Annotated in this window: 13 protein-coding genes and 1 tRNA gene; 2 read left to right on the plus strand and 12 right to left on the minus strand. The window is 57.3% G+C overall.

Going from position 1 to position 15,535, the window contains the following annotated elements:
- Positions 1-65 precede the first annotated feature (65 nt).
- From ABWQ15_RS12550 to ABWQ15_RS12560, 3 genes are read right to left on the minus strand one after another with little or no spacing between them, the layout of a single operon-like run.
- On the minus strand, positions 66-2,213 hold the full coding sequence (locus ABWQ15_RS12550) for a serine hydrolase domain-containing protein (RefSeq protein ID WP_353909118.1): 2,148 nt from the start codon (positions 2,211-2,213) through the stop codon (positions 66-68).
- Entirely contained in the window at positions 2,210-3,442 is a 1,233-nt protein-coding gene (locus tag ABWQ15_RS12555; protein WP_353909119.1) for an MFS transporter, read from the minus strand. Before ABWQ15_RS12555 ends, ABWQ15_RS12550 begins: the two co-directional genes overlap by 4 nt.
- Positions 3,439-4,269 carry a pyridoxamine kinase gene (locus tag ABWQ15_RS12560; RefSeq protein WP_353909120.1) on the minus strand — a complete coding sequence of 277 codons (831 nt, stop codon included), beginning with the start codon at positions 4,267-4,269 and terminating at the stop codon, positions 3,439-3,441. Before ABWQ15_RS12560 ends, ABWQ15_RS12555 begins: the two co-directional genes overlap by 4 nt.
- Before the next feature lie 110 nt (positions 4,270-4,379).
- Here ABWQ15_RS12560 and ABWQ15_RS12565 point away from each other — a divergent pair.
- Positions 4,380-4,464: transfer RNA gene (locus ABWQ15_RS12565), tRNA-Leu, on the plus strand.
- 137 nt (positions 4,465-4,601) lie between these two features.
- Here ABWQ15_RS12565 and ABWQ15_RS12570 read toward each other — a convergent pair.
- Together ABWQ15_RS12570 and ABWQ15_RS12575 are read right to left on the minus strand one after the other, a co-directional pair.
- Positions 4,602-5,090 carry a GNAT family N-acetyltransferase gene (locus tag ABWQ15_RS12570; protein ID WP_353909121.1) on the minus strand — a complete coding sequence of 163 codons (489 nt, stop codon included), beginning with the start codon at positions 5,088-5,090 and terminating at the stop codon, positions 4,602-4,604.
- Positions 5,056-5,955 (minus strand): DMT family transporter, encoded by a 900-nt coding sequence (locus ABWQ15_RS12575; protein ID WP_353909122.1) that lies wholly within the window; start codon positions 5,953-5,955, stop codon positions 5,056-5,058. Before ABWQ15_RS12575 ends, ABWQ15_RS12570 begins: the two co-directional genes overlap by 35 nt.
- Before the next feature lie 119 nt (positions 5,956-6,074).
- Here ABWQ15_RS12575 and ABWQ15_RS12580 point away from each other — a divergent pair, with 119 nt between their 5' ends.
- Positions 6,075-6,527, plus strand: coding sequence for a hypothetical protein (locus ABWQ15_RS12580; protein WP_353909123.1), 453 nt, complete (start codon positions 6,075-6,077; stop codon positions 6,525-6,527).
- 136 nt (positions 6,528-6,663) lie between these two features.
- On the opposite strand, the gene ABWQ15_RS12585 is transcribed toward ABWQ15_RS12580, so the two are convergent.
- The 7 genes from ABWQ15_RS12585 to ABWQ15_RS12615 form a co-directional block, all read right to left on the minus strand.
- Positions 6,664-7,233, minus strand: a complete 570-nt coding sequence (locus tag ABWQ15_RS12585; RefSeq protein WP_353909124.1) for an NADH peroxidase — start codon at positions 7,231-7,233, stop codon at positions 6,664-6,666.
- A gap of 125 nt (positions 7,234-7,358) precedes the next feature.
- Entirely contained in the window at positions 7,359-7,946 is a 588-nt protein-coding gene (locus ABWQ15_RS12590; protein WP_353909125.1) for a flavodoxin family protein, read from the minus strand.
- Positions 7,947-8,050: 104 nt separating this feature from the next.
- Positions 8,051-8,431, minus strand: a complete 381-nt coding sequence (locus tag ABWQ15_RS12595) for a desulfoferrodoxin (RefSeq protein WP_353909126.1) — start codon at positions 8,429-8,431, stop codon at positions 8,051-8,053.
- A gap of 215 nt (positions 8,432-8,646) precedes the next feature.
- On the minus strand, positions 8,647-9,327 hold the full coding sequence (locus ABWQ15_RS12600; protein ID WP_353909127.1) for a TIGR00266 family protein: 681 nt from the start codon (positions 9,325-9,327) through the stop codon (positions 8,647-8,649).
- Between the two features lie 84 nt (positions 9,328-9,411).
- Complete coding sequence (locus ABWQ15_RS12605; RefSeq protein WP_353909128.1) at positions 9,412-10,086, minus strand: YoaK family protein; 675 nt, start codon at positions 10,084-10,086, stop codon at positions 9,412-9,414.
- Positions 10,087-10,138: 52 nt separating this feature from the next.
- Entirely contained in the window at positions 10,139-14,176 is a 4,038-nt protein-coding gene (gene carB, locus ABWQ15_RS12610) for a carbamoyl-phosphate synthase large subunit (RefSeq protein ID WP_353909129.1), read from the minus strand.
- On the minus strand, positions 14,176-15,240 hold the full coding sequence (locus tag ABWQ15_RS12615) for a carbamoyl phosphate synthase small subunit (protein ID WP_353909130.1): 1,065 nt from the start codon (positions 15,238-15,240) through the stop codon (positions 14,176-14,178). Before ABWQ15_RS12615 ends, carB begins: the two co-directional genes overlap by 1 nt.
- Positions 15,241-15,535: the final 295 nt, after the last annotated feature.

The following is a 15,535-nucleotide window of genomic DNA, read 5'->3' on the forward strand; positions in this document are numbered from 1 at the left end:
TTTCCGCCCCGCAGGACACGAAAAACCACGGCCCCAAAGCAGGGCCGTGGTAATCGTTTTACAGATCAGGCGGTAAATTTCAGCTGGAACCGGGCGCCGGAATCGCCGGAAAAGACAATCAGTCCCCCCTCTGGCAGTTTGGCGGAGGTATCGCCCCACAAATAGGAGGAGGCCGTGATCTTTCCCGTCCCGTCATAAACATAAAAACCAGCGTTTTTCGGCATGGCCACGGTCATGGTTTTTCCGGTGTCGCCATCCCCCGCCTTGAACCACCGGGCATAGCCGGTGGACTGGATCGTGGCGTAGGAACCGCCGTTTTTGGTGGAAATATTTTTCAGACTCCCCTCCGTCTGATAGGGCGCGCCGTTGACCCACATCAGGCTGCCGTCCACGATGACAGAACCGGCGTCCCGGCCGATGGGCAGATCGTAGACCAGCTCCTTGGGGCTGACGATACGCTCACCGCCAATGTAACCGGGTACGTATTCAACGTCCGGCGTGAGCGCGGAGGTCACCGCCGCCGACGCGGCGGCGTCCGACAGGGCCAGATATATCTGGGAGGAGTACTTTTCCCCCAGCGGCACCGCGCTGGTGGACGCTAAGGCATCCCACGCCGCCTGCGTCTCGGTGGTAATGGGATTTTCCGGCATCTTCACCAGCAGATAGTCGCTGGTGGACACGACGCCCAAACCCGGAACAGGGGCGTAGCTCTGCTGATAAAAATATGTGGAGCCGTTGCTCTCCTTTACCAGCTTCACCGCTGCGGAGTTGCTTGTGTCCCGGAAGGAACCGTCGCTGTAATAGGTCAGCGTCTGGTCGAGGATGCCGGACATGCTCATCTGATGGACCGTCAGCTTTCCGTCGGCTGTGACCGTGACTTTCATCTGCTGGGTGGTGGTGCCGTAATACCCGGATTCCTGCGTCAGCTTCGCGGGCATGGCGGCGGCAGTGGCGGTGGGAAGCGTGGGGGTGGTTTCATTCAGCGTCACGCCCCGGTCCTTCAGTGCGTCCGCCAGCATCCGGGCGGCGGCCAGTTCGTTATAGGTGGATACGCCGCCGGAGGTGAGCACCGCCGCGGCCATGTGGTATTTTGGCAGTACCAGCAGCGCCGCGTGATAGCGCAGGGTATCCCCGCCCTTGACAAGGCACTGGATGCCGTTTTGGGCAAAGGGCGCAAACTGCACCGCGTCCCAACCGAGGCCGTAGCTCACCATGCCAAGAGGCCCGTCGGGCCAGATGCCCCGGTCGTACTCCGGCGCGGCCATGGCGGCGGTGAGTTTGGCGGAGAGGATGGACGTGCCGGTGAGAGCCCCGCCAAAGGCGGCCAGATCCTCCGCTGAGGCGTAAATTCCGCCCGTGCCCACGATACCCAGCGTATCCTTCGGCAGCACCCGCTGCGCCGCATCGGCGGTGCAGGTAACGGCGGGCGCTCCCGCCATCTCGTCCTCGGGCGCATAGGTGTTTTTCAGTCCCGCCGGGGTAAGAAGGACCGAGCGGACATAGTCCATAAAGTCTTTGCCGCTGACAGCCTCTACCACCAGCTGGGCCAGGGTGAACCCGTCGTTGCAGTAGGCGGAAAACGCGCCTGGGTCGGCCTTCAGTTTCTGGGTGGACAGCCGTTTCAAAAGATCGTTCGTGGCCTGTTGGTCCGTATCGTCAAAGAGAAATGCGTTGGTGGAGGAGGTCCCCATCAGCCCAGAGGAGTGATTGAGCAGCATTCGCACGGTGATTTTCGTATAGCGGGGATCCGCCATTTTGAAGTCCTTTAAATAGGTGGTCACAGGAGAATCCAGATTGATCTTCCCGCTCTCCACCAGCTTCATGACCGCGGCGGTGGTGTACATTTTGCTGACGGAGCCAATGCCGTACAGCGTACCGCCCAAAATTCCCAACTGCTCCAAATGCCCTGCGTCCTTTTTGGAGGCAGGAAGATTCCCATTTTGTTGAGAGAGGGTGAACGTACCGTCCTCCCAGAGCGCCCAGGATGCGCTGAGCGCGTTTCCGTACTGCATGGCGTAGCCCACCGCCGTCTCGGCAGACTTCTGCCGTGCCTCCGAGGCCGGATCGCGTTTCACATCCTCTGCCATTGCCGGGACGGCAAGGCTCACCGCCATGGTCAGCGCCAAAGCCAGCGCCGCCAGCCGCTTATTCAAAATTCCGTTCATATTCCGTTCCTTTCCCGCCCCGTAAGGCGTGCGAGTTCCACGGATCACGGCATACACCCTCCAGCAGGGGGAATGTCAAGCAATTTTTTCCGTTTCCGCAGCCGTATCGCCCAAAATGCAAGAACGATACCCACAGCGCCGCTGAAAAAACAGAACAGCAGCATGGCGTCCACACCGCTCCGATCAATGATTCCTCCGGCAATCAGATTGCCGATCACGCCGCTGAGGCCGTTGGTTGCCACCATTTTCAGAGACTGGCCCTGCACCCGGTCCTCGGGCGGGACATTTTCATTGGCATAGTAAACGTTCCCGGGGGTAAACAGTCCGTACCCCAGCATCTGGATGGGCTGCAAAGCAAGCAGAAGGCGCAGGTCGCGGCAGGAAAGAAACAGCAGCGGTTTCAGCGCCATAAACACGACGGAGGCCAGCATGACCTTTTCAATATTCGTCTTTTTCCAAAGCCATTGGAAGAAAATCGCGCCGGGCAGCTCTGACGCCGCCATTAAAAAGAGAGCCAGCCCCAGATCGCCGCTATCGCCGCCCCGGTCGTTCACAAGGTTCACCAGAAAGTTGACGATGGGCATCACGGCCATCAACCCAAAAAAACCCGCGCCCAGCATCACGGTGAACGCCGGATTGTGTTTTAAAATGTACAGGGGGGAGTGGGCGGGCTCCATGTTTGCCGACGGAAAAGCGGACGAGGAAAACGCAGGGAAGACCGCCAGCGCCGCCAGAATCAAAACTACCAGCGCCGCGTGGGTCACCAGAGCGGATTCCACGCCGAAGCGCCGCGCCTGCTGCCCCACCAGAACGGAGACAATGGCATAGGCAAACGCGCCCAGGCCCCGGCCCAAGCTGTACCGCACGCTGATTCCCGCGTTCAAAAACTGCATGGACATGGCGTCGATCAGAGGATAGGAGTTGGTTTCCAGCGTACCCAGAGCCAGAAAGATCAGCGCGGTGCCGAAAAAGCCGGGCCGGGCGAAATAGAACACGGCGTGGAATCCCAGCGCCAGCAGCATACATCCGCCGAAGAGCTTTTTCAGAGGCACGTCAGGGTGGCGATCCGCCCAGGCGCCCAGCAGAGGCTGAGAAAAAATGCCCGCCAAGCATCCCAGTGAAATAAAGATTCCGGCCTGTCCGCTGGAAAACCCCCGCCCCAAAACAATGGCGGTCTGATAGCCGCTGAACGCGGCCATCATGCCCCAAAACCAGATCTGGAGCAGAAAGTACGCGGTGTTTACCCGCCTCGGAGAGGGCAGGGACGCAGCGCTCATTGAATTCCTCCCGTCAGATAACCAAGCAGGGGCTCGAATTCCACGCCCTCCCGCATGGGCAGGTCCGCCGCCGCAGTGCGTTCCGCGCAGGCCCGGACAAATTTGGCGGCCAGCATGGCCGCGTCGTTCAGCTTCCGTCCCTGCACCAGCGCGCCGGTGAGAACGGAGGCAAACACGTCGCCGGTGCCGTGAAACTCATGGGCGATAAAATCGGTCTGTACTGCCTCGGCCCGGCCGGTTTTCGCGTCGAAGCACATGGCCCCGGTCATTCCCGGCGACATGGATACGCCGGTAAGGACTACGGAGCGCTTGCCGTCAAGGCTCAGGCGCTCCACTGTCTCCCGGGGGGAGGGGAGCGCGTTCAAGGGCAGGCCCAGCAGCAGCGCCGCTTCCGTGAGGTTCGGCGTGATGACGTCCGCAAGGCGGGCCAAACGGGCCATCCCGTCGCACATGGCGGGGGTATAGGTTTTGTAGACCTCGCCGTGGTCACCCATCACCGGGTCCACCACCGTTAGGGTGTTGGGCTGACGGAAATCATAAAAAAATTCCTCCACCACTCCGATCTGGCGGGCGCTGCCCAAAAAGCCGCTGTAGATCGCATCAAATTTTAAATTCAGGGATTTCCAGTGGGCTGCGACCTTGGGCATCTCGTCGATCATGTCCAGAAACGTAAATCCCTGAAAGCCCCCGGTGTGGGTGGAGAGGAAGGCGGTGGGCAGCGGGCAGCACTGCGCCCCCATGGCGGACAGAATCGGCAAGGCGACGGTGAGAGAGCACCGGCCAAAGCCGGACAGGTCGTGGATCGCGGCGATACGGGGCGTAGACATCAAGGTACCTCTTTTCTGATCTCCAATTTTTTTCAGTATACGGCAAATCTGCCTATTGTTCAAGAGGGCGGTTCGTGGTAAAATAAAATACCGGAGGATAAATTGAATACGCGCCTGTGATGGAATTGGTAGACATGCAAGATTTAGGTTCTTGTGTCGAGAGACGTGTGGGTTCGAGTCCCTTCAGGCGCACCAGCAGCAGAGCCGTCTTATTTTGACGGCCCTGCTCTCTTTTTCTTCTTTTCTCATGTATGCTTACCTATCTCACTGGAAGACGCGGTGAGAACACCTGTATACAGCAACTGGCATATTTTCAGCCACTAATCCGGAACTCAAGCCAACAGCTCCATGAAACCTGCGGTAAACGGAAGATGAGGGAAATTCGCGGTTCCCGTATGGATAAAGCCGTGGCTGAGATACCAACTTTTTGGCCTCAGAGTTTCCTCAATGATTCCGATCGCGATCCTGTTCCCTCCCATCCGGGAAACCTCTCCGTAGACATGCTCCAGAAGCAATGTGCCGCCGCCCCTGTGCCTGTGCTCCGGCAGCACGGACAGCTTTTCAAGCTCAAATATTCCGGCACCTTTTTCCCTCAGTTCCATAAACTCGGCCAACCGATCCTTGCAGTACAGCCCATACATCACGTTCCTCCGGTTCCAGTCGGAAACGAGGCGTTCCGTCCCGATGAACGCGCCGTTTGCCGGGCAGTTCCGAGCGGTCAGCCCGAATTCCTCCGCAACGGTGCCGAAGCTGCGCCGTGTGACTTCAGTGCAGCTATCCAGTTCGTCAAACCTTACTTTTCGTATGGAATACCCTGTCATGAATCCTGCCTCCGAAATTAAAAATGAGCACGCCCGTCAGGATAACCGCGCCACCCGCTGTCGTCGGCAGGTCCGGCGTCTCTCCCGCGAGGAGAAACCCAAGCAGTGTGGTCAAAAACGGCGTGATAAACATGTAATTACTGACGGACGAAGTCTGTTTCGCCTTTTTGAATGCCTGCGCCCAGGTGGCATACGCAACAGCGCTGGAAAAGACACCGAGGATTACGATGTAAATTAACTGGAAGGACGGAGCGCCACGCGCTTCCCGCACGGAGGCCGGGAGAAATACGGCAAGCATGACCGTCCCCGCGAAAATGCTGTAGGCAGAGGCCTGAAGACCCGAATAGATTTTTGTCAGCTTCCGCTGCAGCAGGTTGTAAACGCCCAGCGAGACCGCCGCGAGAAGCAGCCAGAAAACTCCGCTGTTCAGCGAAAATGCATGATTGAGCAGCGTGAGCACAATCACGCCGGAAAATTCGACTGCGGTTGCCGCCCACTGGATTCCGCTCAGCTTTTCCTCGTAGATAAAGCGCGCCAGCAGCGCCGTGATTACCGGTACGATCGCGATGATCACGCTACTTGTGGCCGCAGTCACCGTCTCGCAGCCCTTGTTAAACGCGATCATATAGAGGAAAAACCCGAAAAAGCCAGACAGCAGAAACCATTTCAGGTCGGCTTTTCCCGGCGCTTTTATTTTTGCCGTCAGGATGATGACGAGCAAGGCGCAGGACGCGACCGCATAGCGCAAAAAGCCGAGGGAAAACGCCGAAAAATATTGCAGGGTCAGCCGAGTAAGCACATAGGCCAGCGACCAGAAAAGAATGGTCAAGCCCGCATATGGATGAAAACTATTTATAAGCTTCATATAAATTACCTCCGCTGTTTACAAAATTATGATTTCCACTTATAATAAACCACAAATTACCGGCTTAATAAAGTCCCAATTCGATGTATGTTAAGCCGGTTATTTCAAGCGGTGAGTTTATGCTTTATATGGAGCTTGACAAAGAACTGACGCGCTCCTTAACCAATCAGATATACACGAAGCTCTGTGAAAAAATTATTCTGACAGCCTCTGTCGCCGCCGGGACGATCTTGATCCGGCCGTCATTTTTATCCTTTCCAATCGCCAAACGGCGGGGCGATCACAAGCCCTTCCCGCTGTTTTTGGCGATATCCGACGCGCACCTTTTTCCCAATGTCCTTTACGTAGTCGTCGTTCATCAATCCACGCACGCCGATGATCATATGTTGGGGGTTGAGTCCCCACGCACACACCACTTTTCAGCTGAGCACGCGTGTGCTCAGCTGATTTTGCATTTTTTCCATCAAGACAGCGTCGATTTCCTGCTCCGGTGCATGAGGGAGGCTGCCACTGCGCCACTCCTCTTTTCTCTCGTCTTCGCGCTTTCTGCCGGAAGCAGTTTACTACATTAAAATCACACAGATGCGGCTCACGCTTTTTCGTGAACCGCATCTGTGTAAATAGGATGATCTTTTTGTATTATCATGCCACGCTTCTTCGCTGTTTACCATTCTCTCGGCGTATCGCAGCGATGGAATGTGGACTTTCTTACTTGCCGAAGTAGCGATTCAGCAGGCCGGCAAAGGCCTTTCCGTGTCTTGCCTCATCCCGGGCCATCTCGTGAACGGTATCGTGGATGGCATCCAGATTGTACTGCTTAGCCAGCTTAGCCAGTTCAAACTTGCCCAGCGTGGCACCGTTCTCGGCCTCTACGCGCATCTCCAGGTTCTTCTTGGAGGAATCCGTAACGACCTCACCCAGAAGCTCTGCAAATCTGGAGGCATGATCAGCCTCTTCCAGCCCAGCTCTGCGCCAATACTCACCGATCTCAGGATAGCCCTCGCGGAAAGCAGCGCGGCTCATAGCCAGATACATACCGACTTCCGTGCACTCACCGGTGAAGTTGGCGCGCAGACCGTCCACAATCTTTTCCTGCACATCGGCGGGAACATCCGCGCCAAAGGACTTACCCACGCCGATCACATGCTCGGCAGCCCAGGTCATCTCGCCCTTCTGCTCCGTGAACTTGGAGCCGGGGACGCCGCACTGGGGGCACTTCTCGGGGGGATTTTCGCCTTCAAACACATACCCACAAACAGAGCAAATCCACTTTTTCATAATATTTTCCTCCTTAAAATTCTGTATTTCAATCGACTGATTGTAATACTTTGTTCCTGTTGATGATATGAGTATATACGAATAAGCGCATGTGTTAAGTCGCATATGCAACTTAATTCAAGTTTTTATTTTTCGTCGTATACGGCGCACAGTTCATCTGCAAACGCCGCCGCCCGAGCAGCTTTTCCCTCATCCATAAATGCGGTGTCGTAGCTCCGGTGCCGCTGTGCCAGCATACCCAGATACTTAAGCTGAGAATGTCTGCAATAGCGTCGCATACCACTCTCCCACAGATCGGCCCCCTTCTCGGGCGGATAACCGCAGGTGGTCACCAGAGCAACCGGCTTCCCCTTCCACAGCGCAGGTCCCTTTGCACCGCCATAGTACTTATTCATGCCATACACCAGCCGGTCCAGCACCGCCTTCATCGGCGGGGTGCAATACCAGGAATGGATAGGTGTTGCCAATACCAAGAGGTCACAAGCCAAAACGGCGTCGAAAATCTTCTGCATGTCGTCCCTCTGCACACATCCGAAAATCGTCCAGTCCTTCTGGCACGCCCGACAGGCCAGACATGGCTTCAGCTGCTTATCGTACAGCCGGATGGTTTCGCAGGTCTGTCCCCGCTCCTCCATCCGCCGGACAAACGGTTCCAGCAAAGCGGCGGTATTTCCGTTTTCCCGAGGACTCCCCTGTAAAATACAGACCTTCATTTTGGCTTCTCCTCTTTTCGGGCCTCGCGAGCATGAAAACCGATGACTGCGTCTGTTTGCAGCCATCGGTTTCCGTTTTTATGCGGCGCCCGTCCGTTGTAGTCTTACAGTTCCTTTTTCCACAAGCCGTGCAGATTGCAGTACGCATAGACCGCCACAGCTGCATCGCCGTTCAGGGCAAATTCCGCTTCAGGCGCTTCGCCCGGCTTGAGACCGCGGCGCTGCCCGCCATGCGCGGTCTGAAGGTAAATCCACTGAATAGAATGCTCCTCGGTCATTGGATGCGCCACCGCGCCAACAGCCACTTTCACGGTGTCACCCTCAACGGTAACTACAGGAACGTGCTTTTCCTGGCTGGCATCAACGGTGTTCGGTTTCAACTCCACCATGGGTTCGCCGCAGCAGATCAGTGTGCCGCCGCCCGCTTCAATCAGTCCCACCAGATTGCCGCAGTGTTTGCAAATATAGAATTTCTGTTCGCTCATAGTCAGTGCTCCTTTCTGCATTTCCCGTTATATAATGTCCAATAACTCACAGCTCATAACCTGAGTTTCTTCCAGCATAACATCGGGCAAAAAGGAAGTCAATGAACTTTTAGCCAAAATTCGGCAGCTTATTCCATCCGATTAAAAGGGCGGAAATGAAACGGAATTCGCATGGATTTCCCTGCGGTGGGTCCAACCTGCGGTGCGGAATATTTTTACTTTCCGGTGGGAATAAAGGGCTGGATTGCGCTGGCCACGCTGCTGATGGGCATGGTCTGCAAATAGATGCGGCCGGGTCCGGTAATAACCGTGTTAAAAAGTCCCTCGCCGCCGAAGACCATATTCTTCACACCGGGTACGGTCTGAATCTCCATAGAGCAGCTCGCATCCATGGCGGCCAGATACCCCGTATCCACCACCATGGACTGCCCCGGTGCCAGATCGTACTCCATCACGTGTCCGTCAAACTCGGCAAACGCGATGCCTCTGCCCGACAGTCTTTGCATGATGAAGCCCTCGCCGCCAAAAAAGCCCGCGCCCAGCTTCTTCTGGAAGAACACAGAAAGCTGCACGCTTTCCTCGCTGGCGAGAAAACCACTTTTCTGCACGACCAGCTCCCGGCCCGGCCCGATCTCAAACGCCCGGATATCGCCGGGGAAGCTGGAGGCAAAGGCGATCATTCCCGGCCCGCCCTGGGCGGTATAACGGTTCTGGAACAGAGCCTCGCCTGCAAACATCCGGCCCAGCGCCTTGCCAAGCCCTCCGTTGGAAGTAGTCTCCATCCTCATATTGGGACTCATCCAGCTCATGCTGCCCCGTTCGGTAATCATGCTCTCCCCCGCATTCAGCTGGCAGACGACAACCGGCAGGGGCTGCCCCTCAATTTTATACTCCATCTCCCGTACCTCTCTTTCCCCTTTAATTTTTCATTGAATGTTTTTTCATTATAAACAGCGGACTCCCCCTCTGTCAACCGCTCTTCATCGCCGCTTTTCCCCGGTAATCATCGCCGCGAAGGCCGCTGACTGGAAAGCCGCTGCTCCCAATACCGCCCGCTGGGGAAACAGCCCCGACAGCACGGTCCCCAGTGCCGCCCCGGCAATAAAGCAGCAGATTACGCCGTAATAACACGCGCCCTTTTCAATCAGTGTTCTGTCCCGATGCAGCGCGCCGCTGTACAGCGCCTCGGTTCCGCTGCGCAGGTTCCCTGTGCACATTGTGGTAGCAAAAGCAAAACCCCACACCTTGCGGAACGCCTCCACCTGCATGGCGCACACAAACGCCACCATCATATTCACCAGTCCGTCCAGCTCGCCCTGCGGAATAAAGGACGCCGCAATCAGCACCGCAATCTCCGTCCCCAGCGTAAAATGCCGCCAATGAAACCGTCCGGATTTGTGAAACCGGCGGCTTTTTACCAGCTCCGCCGCAAGCACTCCCAGAGCAAACGCCAAAATCGGTGCCAGATACGACCGCGCCGCGCCCCACTCCCGCCGGGCCAGGTGTATGCCCAGCAGGACGATGTTTCCCGTCTCGGCATTGGCGAAAACACCGCCCCGGGAGAGATAGGTATACGCATCCAGAAGGCCGCCGGACAGCGCCAGCAGCGCCGCCACCAGAAAGCTTTCGGAGCGCTGAAGCTCTTCCTTTTTCAAACGTGATCTCCTCCCGAAAATCCGGGCGCCGGCATCTGCCGGCGCCCGAGCCTTAATATTCCACGAAGCCTTCGTACACCAGCTTTGCGTCGCCGGTGAGGGTCACTCCATCGTCGGTATAGTTGACGGACAGATCGCCTCCGGCGGCCTTCACGGTGATATCCCGGCCCTTTTGGCAAAGGCCGCCCGCCACCGCCGCCACCACGGCCGCACAGGCGCCGGAGCCGCAGGCCATGGTCTCGCCGCTTCCCCGTTCCCAGACCCGCATCTTGATGGTGCTCTCGTTCACCACCCGGATAAACTCCGTATTGATGCGCTCCGGGAAAATTTCTGCGTGTTCAAATTGAGGGCCCACCACCGGCACATCCACGCCGTCCACCCGCTGGCAGAATACCACACAGTGAGGGTTGCCCATATCCACGCAGGTAATTCGCCAAAGTTTTTCACCGATTTCCACAGGGTAATCCACAAGCTGCGCTTCCTTCAATGTGGTGGGCAGCTTCTTCGCATTCAGCGAGGCCTGTCCCATGGAGACACAGGCGGAGGTGACCTGTCCGCTCATGGTATAGAGCTTCACGGTCTTAACGCCGCTGACGGTCTCAATCCGCAAGGTCTCTTTTTTTACAATATCCCTGTCGTACAGGTATTTGCCCATGCAGCGCAGCGCGTTGCCCGCCATGCCGCCCTCAGACCCATCGGCGTTGAACATCCGCATCTTCGCGTCAGCGGTTTCAGAGCGCTCCATCAGAACAATTCCGTCCGCTCCGATTCCGGTGTGCCGGTCGCAGAGGGTGATGCACAGAGATTCCGGGCAGGTGATGGAGTCGTCGAAGTTCTCCAGGAAAATATAATCGTTGCCGCAGGTCTGGAGCTTTGCGAACGGCAGCTTTTTCCGCTGCGTCCGCAGGTGGCAGATGTCCACCAGCTCCGTGTTCTGCTGGGTGTACCGGCTGGCGAGGATGTCCGTCAGCGCGGCGGCGGTATCCAGACTCGTCAGGCATGGGATGCCCAGCTGAACACAGCGGTGGTTCAGGTGGATGAAGTCCCGGATATAGGCTGGCTCCGTGGAGCCGGTGAGGATCACAAAGTCGATCCTGCCTTCCTCTAGGAGCTGGAACACCCGGTTGTCCTGTCCCAGCTTACCCACCACCTCCACATCGGTTCCAAGCTGGGAGATCTCGTGGGCGGTGCGCTCGGTACCGTACAGCTTGTAGCCCATATCCACCAGCTTCCGGGCGATATGCACCACCTCCGGCTGATCCCGGCGGTTGACGGAGATCAAAATGCCGCCCCGCCGTTCCTTTTCAATTTTATAGCCCGCGGAGACCAGACCTTTGAACAGCGCCTCCTGCAGGTTCTTTCCAAGACCCAGCACCTCGCCGGTGGACTTCATTTCCGGCGAGAGGGAGGCGTTGGCGTCGGTGATCTTTTCAAAGGAGAAGACCGGCACCTTCACCGCCACATACGGCGGCGTTTTGTAAAGCCCCGTGCCGTAGCCCAAGGACTTGAGCGGCTGACCCACCATGACCCGGGTGGCAAGATCCACCATGGGCACACCCGTCACCTTGGAGATGTAAGGGACGGTGCGGCTGGCCCGGGGATTCACCTCAATCACGTACAGCTCACCCTGATAAATGAGGTACTGTATATTGATGAGGCCGTGGGTCTTCAGGCTCAGGGCCAGCTTTTCCGAGCAGTCTATGATGGTTTTGAGCATTTTGTCCCCGATGTTGAAGTGGGGGTATACGGCGATGGAGTCGCCGGAATGGACGCCGGTGCGCTCGATATGCTGCATCACGCCGGGAATCAGGACGTCCACTCCGTCGGAGATCACGTCAACCTCCAGCTCCCGGCCCTGCAAATACTGATCCACCAGCACCGGATTTTCGATGGTTCCGGCGAGAATCACGTCCATGTAGCGGCGGACCTCGTCGTCGTTGTGGGCGATGACCATGTTCTGTCCGCCGATGACATACGAGGGGCGCAGCAGCACGGGATAGCCCAGCTCATTGGCTGCCAGAAGCGCCTCGTCAAGACCCAACACGCCCCGTCCCTGGGGCCGCTTGATGGAAAACTGCTCCAAAAGGGCGTCAAACCGCTCCCGGTCCTCCGCCATGTCGATGGACTCGGCGGAGGTACCCAGAATTTTCACGCCGCGGCCGTCCAGAAATTTGGTCAGCTTGATGGCCGTCTGCCCGCCAAAGGCAACCACCACCCCAACAGGACGCTCCACATTGATAATATGCATCACGTCCTCCGGGTACAGCGGCTCAAAGTACAGCCGGTCGGCGGTATCGTAGTCGGTGGAGACCGTCTCGGGGTTGTTGTTGACGATGACCACCTCGTAGCCAAGCTCCTTCAGCGTCCACACACAATGGACGGAGGAGTAGTCAAACTCGATGCCCTGCCCGATGCGGATGGGGCCGGAGCCAAGCACCATGATGACGGGCTTTCCGCTGCGCGGGAACGCGCGGGACTCACAGGCTTTGTCAAAGCTGGAGTAAAAATAGGGCGTCTCCGCGTCAAACTCCGCCGCACAGGTATCCACCATTTTGTAGACGGCGGCTTTGGGCTCATCCGGCAGCGGCGACCCGCCGGAAAGGCGCAGCAGCGCCGCATCCGGATAGCCGAATTTCTTGCCGGTCTCGTAATTCTCCGCGGTCAGGCCCTCTTTTGCAAGGCAGTCCTCAAACTCCGCGAGATTGCGCAGCTTGCAGAGAAACCAGTTGTCGATCTTCGTGATCTCGTGGATCTCCTCCACGGATACGCCGGACTTCAGCGCCTCGAACACGGTGAAAAGCCGGTGGTCGTTCACCCGTGCCAATCGCTCCCGAATAGGGGCTGTGTCGCTCTCGTCCGGTTTGCGGTTCAGGGTGTCCATCCCGATCTCCGCGCCCCGAACGGCCTTCATGATCGCCATTTCAAAGCCGGGTCCGATAGCCATGACCTCGCCGGTGGCCTTCATCTGGGTACCAAGACGCCGGCTGGCGTCCGCGAACTTGTCAAAGGGCCATTTGGGCATTTTTGCCACGATATAATCCAGCGCCGGTTCAAAACAGGCGCAGGTCTTGCCGGTAATGTCGTTTTTGATCTCGTCCAGCGTATAGCCCAGCGCGATCTTTGTGGTGATCTTGGCAATGGGATAGCCGGTGGCCTTGCTGGCCAGCGCCGAGGAGCGGGACACCCGGGGGTTTACCTCGATGACCGCGTATTCAAAGCTGTCCGGATTCAGCGCCAGCTGGCAGTTGCATCCGCCCACAATGCCCAGCGACGAGATGATGTCCAGCGACGCGGTGCGCAGCATCTGAAACTCCTTGTCGGAGAGGGTCTGGGTGGGCGCCACCACGATGGAGTCGCCGGTGTGGACGCCCACGGGGTCAAGGTTTTCCATGGAACATACGGCGATCACGTTTCCCGCTGCGTCCCGCATGGTCTCAAACTCGATTTCCTTCCAGCCGAAGATCGCCCGCTCCACCAGAATCTGCGTAATGGGGGACGCGTCCAGTCCCGTGCCAGCGATCACCTTCAGCTCCTCCGCATCCTGGGCCGCGCCGCCACCCGCGCCGCCCAGCGTGAAGGCCGGGCGAACGATGACGGGATAGCCGATCTTGTCCGCCACGGCAAGGGCCTCGCTCACGGTCTGCGCGATATCGGAGGGGACGACCGGCTGTCCGATGGCCTGCATGGCCTCCTTAAACAGCTCACGGTCCTCCGCCCGGGAAATGGCGGCGGCGTCGGTGCCAAGCAAGCGGACACCCTCCCGCTCCAAAAAGCCCTCTTTCCCCAGCTGCATAGCGATGGTCAGACCGGTCTGTCCGCCGAGAGAGGCAAGAATGCTGTCGGGCCGTTCCTTCCTGACAATGCGCTTCACCGTCTCGGTAGTGAGAGGCTCCAGATAAATTTCATCCGCCATGGCCTGATCGGTCATAATGGTAGCGGGATTGGAGTTGCACAGAACCACCTCCACTCCCGCCTCTTTTAGAATGCGGCAGGCCTGCGCCCCGGCATAGTCAAACTCGGCGGCCTGTCCGATGACAATGGGGCCGGAGCCGATCACGAGGACCTTCTTAATCGACGTATCCAATGGCATTACAGGTCGCCTCCCTTCATCATTGCAACGAACCGGTCGAACAGGAAACCGGTGTCTTTTGGCCCGGTACAGGCCTCCGGATGAAACTGAACGGTAAATGCGTTCAGCTCCGGATAATCGATCCCCTCGCAGGTACCGTCGTTAGCGTTGGCAAAGCTGATCTTTCCCACCTTCACGGAGTCGGAATCCACGGCGTACCCGTGGTTCTGGCTGGTGATAAAGGTCCGGGGGCCGTTCTGGTCCCGGACGGGCTGGTTCACACCCCGGTGGCCGTATTTCAGTTTATAGGTCTTTCCCTCCAGCGCCAGCGCCGTCAGCTGGTGGCCAAGACAGATCCCGAACATGGGCTTTTTCCCAATCAGATTTTTGATCTGCTCAATCTGAAAGACGGCTTCCGCCGGGTCACCGGGACCGTTGGAGAGCATAATGCCGTCCGGACTCCCCGCCAAAACTTCTTCCGCCGTGGCGGCGGCGGGCAGAACGGTCACCTCGCAGCCCCGCTTCTGAAGCTCCCGAACGATATTGTTTTTCGCGCCGTAATCCAGCAGGGCAACGGAATATTTTTTCTCTCCCGCCGCCGGGTGGACGGAGGCTTTTCCGCAGGTGGCGGACTTCACCGCGTCCACGACCGCGTACCGCTTCACCTCCGCGAGATCCGCGGGAACTTCGTCACAGAGCGTGGCATTCATCACGCCGTGCTCCCGGATAATGCGGGTCAGCTCCCTGGTGTCCACGCCGCAGATACCCGGAACGTTTTCCCGCTTCAAAAAGGCGTCCAGATCCATTTCACAGCGGAAGTTTGACGGCGCGGCGCACCACTCCCGCACCACGTAGCCCCGGACGGAGCATTTTCCCTCGAAATCCTGCGGAATGACGCCGTAATTTCCCATCAGGGGATACGTCTGCAATACAATTTGCCCATAGTAACTGGGGTCTGTCAGCGTTTCGATGTAGCCGCACATGCCAGTGGTAAACACCAGTTCTCCCACGGAGTCTCTTTCCGCGCCGAACCGGAGTCCCTCGAAAACCTGTCCGTCCTGCAAAACCAGATACGCTTTCTTCATGTTTTTTGACCATTCCTTTCGCGCCCGCCGTCTCCAAGCCGCACTCCAGCAGTTTATCTTCATTAAATCTACATTATCCACTTTTCCCCCGCCGCCGTCAACACATTCCTTGAAAATATTCAAAAATTTGTATATAGTCTTTTTGAATAAAAGGTATTACTTTTTGTTTATTTTGATTAGTTGAGTGATACGCGCCGTTTTCATCTGATTGTTACTCTGTTTATCCTCGGTACTTCATGCAGTTTAATATGGAATATTATGCATTTCATTATGAGAACTTTTTCTTTGCGAATTT

The organism is Oscillibacter sp., assembly GCF_040505565.1.
In the GTDB taxonomy this organism is placed as follows: domain Bacteria; phylum Bacillota; class Clostridia; order Oscillospirales; family Oscillospiraceae; genus Oscillibacter.

What these genes read in the sequence shown, in the direction of transcription:
- ABWQ15_RS12555 (WP_353909119.1), bottom strand. Translation starts at nt 3,442, where the DNA reads ATGAGCGCTGCGTCCCTGCCCTCTCCGAGGCGGGTAAACACCGCGTAC.
- ABWQ15_RS12560 (WP_353909120.1), bottom strand. Translation starts at nt 4,269, where the DNA reads ATGTCTACGCCCCGTATCGCCGCGATCCACGACCTGTCCGGCTTTGGC.
- ABWQ15_RS12570 (WP_353909121.1), bottom strand. Translation starts at nt 5,090, where the DNA reads ATGACAGGGTATTCCATACGAAAAGTAAGGTTTGACGAACTGGATAGC.
- ABWQ15_RS12575 (WP_353909122.1), bottom strand. Translation starts at nt 5,955, where the DNA reads ATGAAGCTTATAAATAGTTTTCATCCATATGCGGGCTTGACCATTCTT.
- ABWQ15_RS12580 (WP_353909123.1), top strand. Translation starts at nt 6,075, where the DNA reads ATGCTTTATATGGAGCTTGACAAAGAACTGACGCGCTCCTTAACCAAT.
- ABWQ15_RS12585 (WP_353909124.1), bottom strand. Translation starts at nt 7,233, where the DNA reads ATGAAAAAGTGGATTTGCTCTGTTTGTGGGTATGTGTTTGAAGGCGAA.
- ABWQ15_RS12590 (WP_353909125.1), bottom strand. Translation starts at nt 7,946, where the DNA reads ATGAAGGTCTGTATTTTACAGGGGAGTCCTCGGGAAAACGGAAATACC.
- ABWQ15_RS12595 (WP_353909126.1), bottom strand. Translation starts at nt 8,431, where the DNA reads ATGAGCGAACAGAAATTCTATATTTGCAAACACTGCGGCAATCTGGTG.
- ABWQ15_RS12600 (WP_353909127.1), bottom strand. Translation starts at nt 9,327, where the DNA reads ATGGAGTATAAAATTGAGGGGCAGCCCCTGCCGGTTGTCGTCTGCCAG.
- carB (WP_353909129.1), bottom strand. Translation starts at nt 14,176, where the DNA reads ATGCCATTGGATACGTCGATTAAGAAGGTCCTCGTGATCGGCTCCGGC.
- ABWQ15_RS12615 (WP_353909130.1), bottom strand. Translation starts at nt 15,240, where the DNA reads ATGAAGAAAGCGTATCTGGTTTTGCAGGACGGACAGGTTTTCGAGGGA.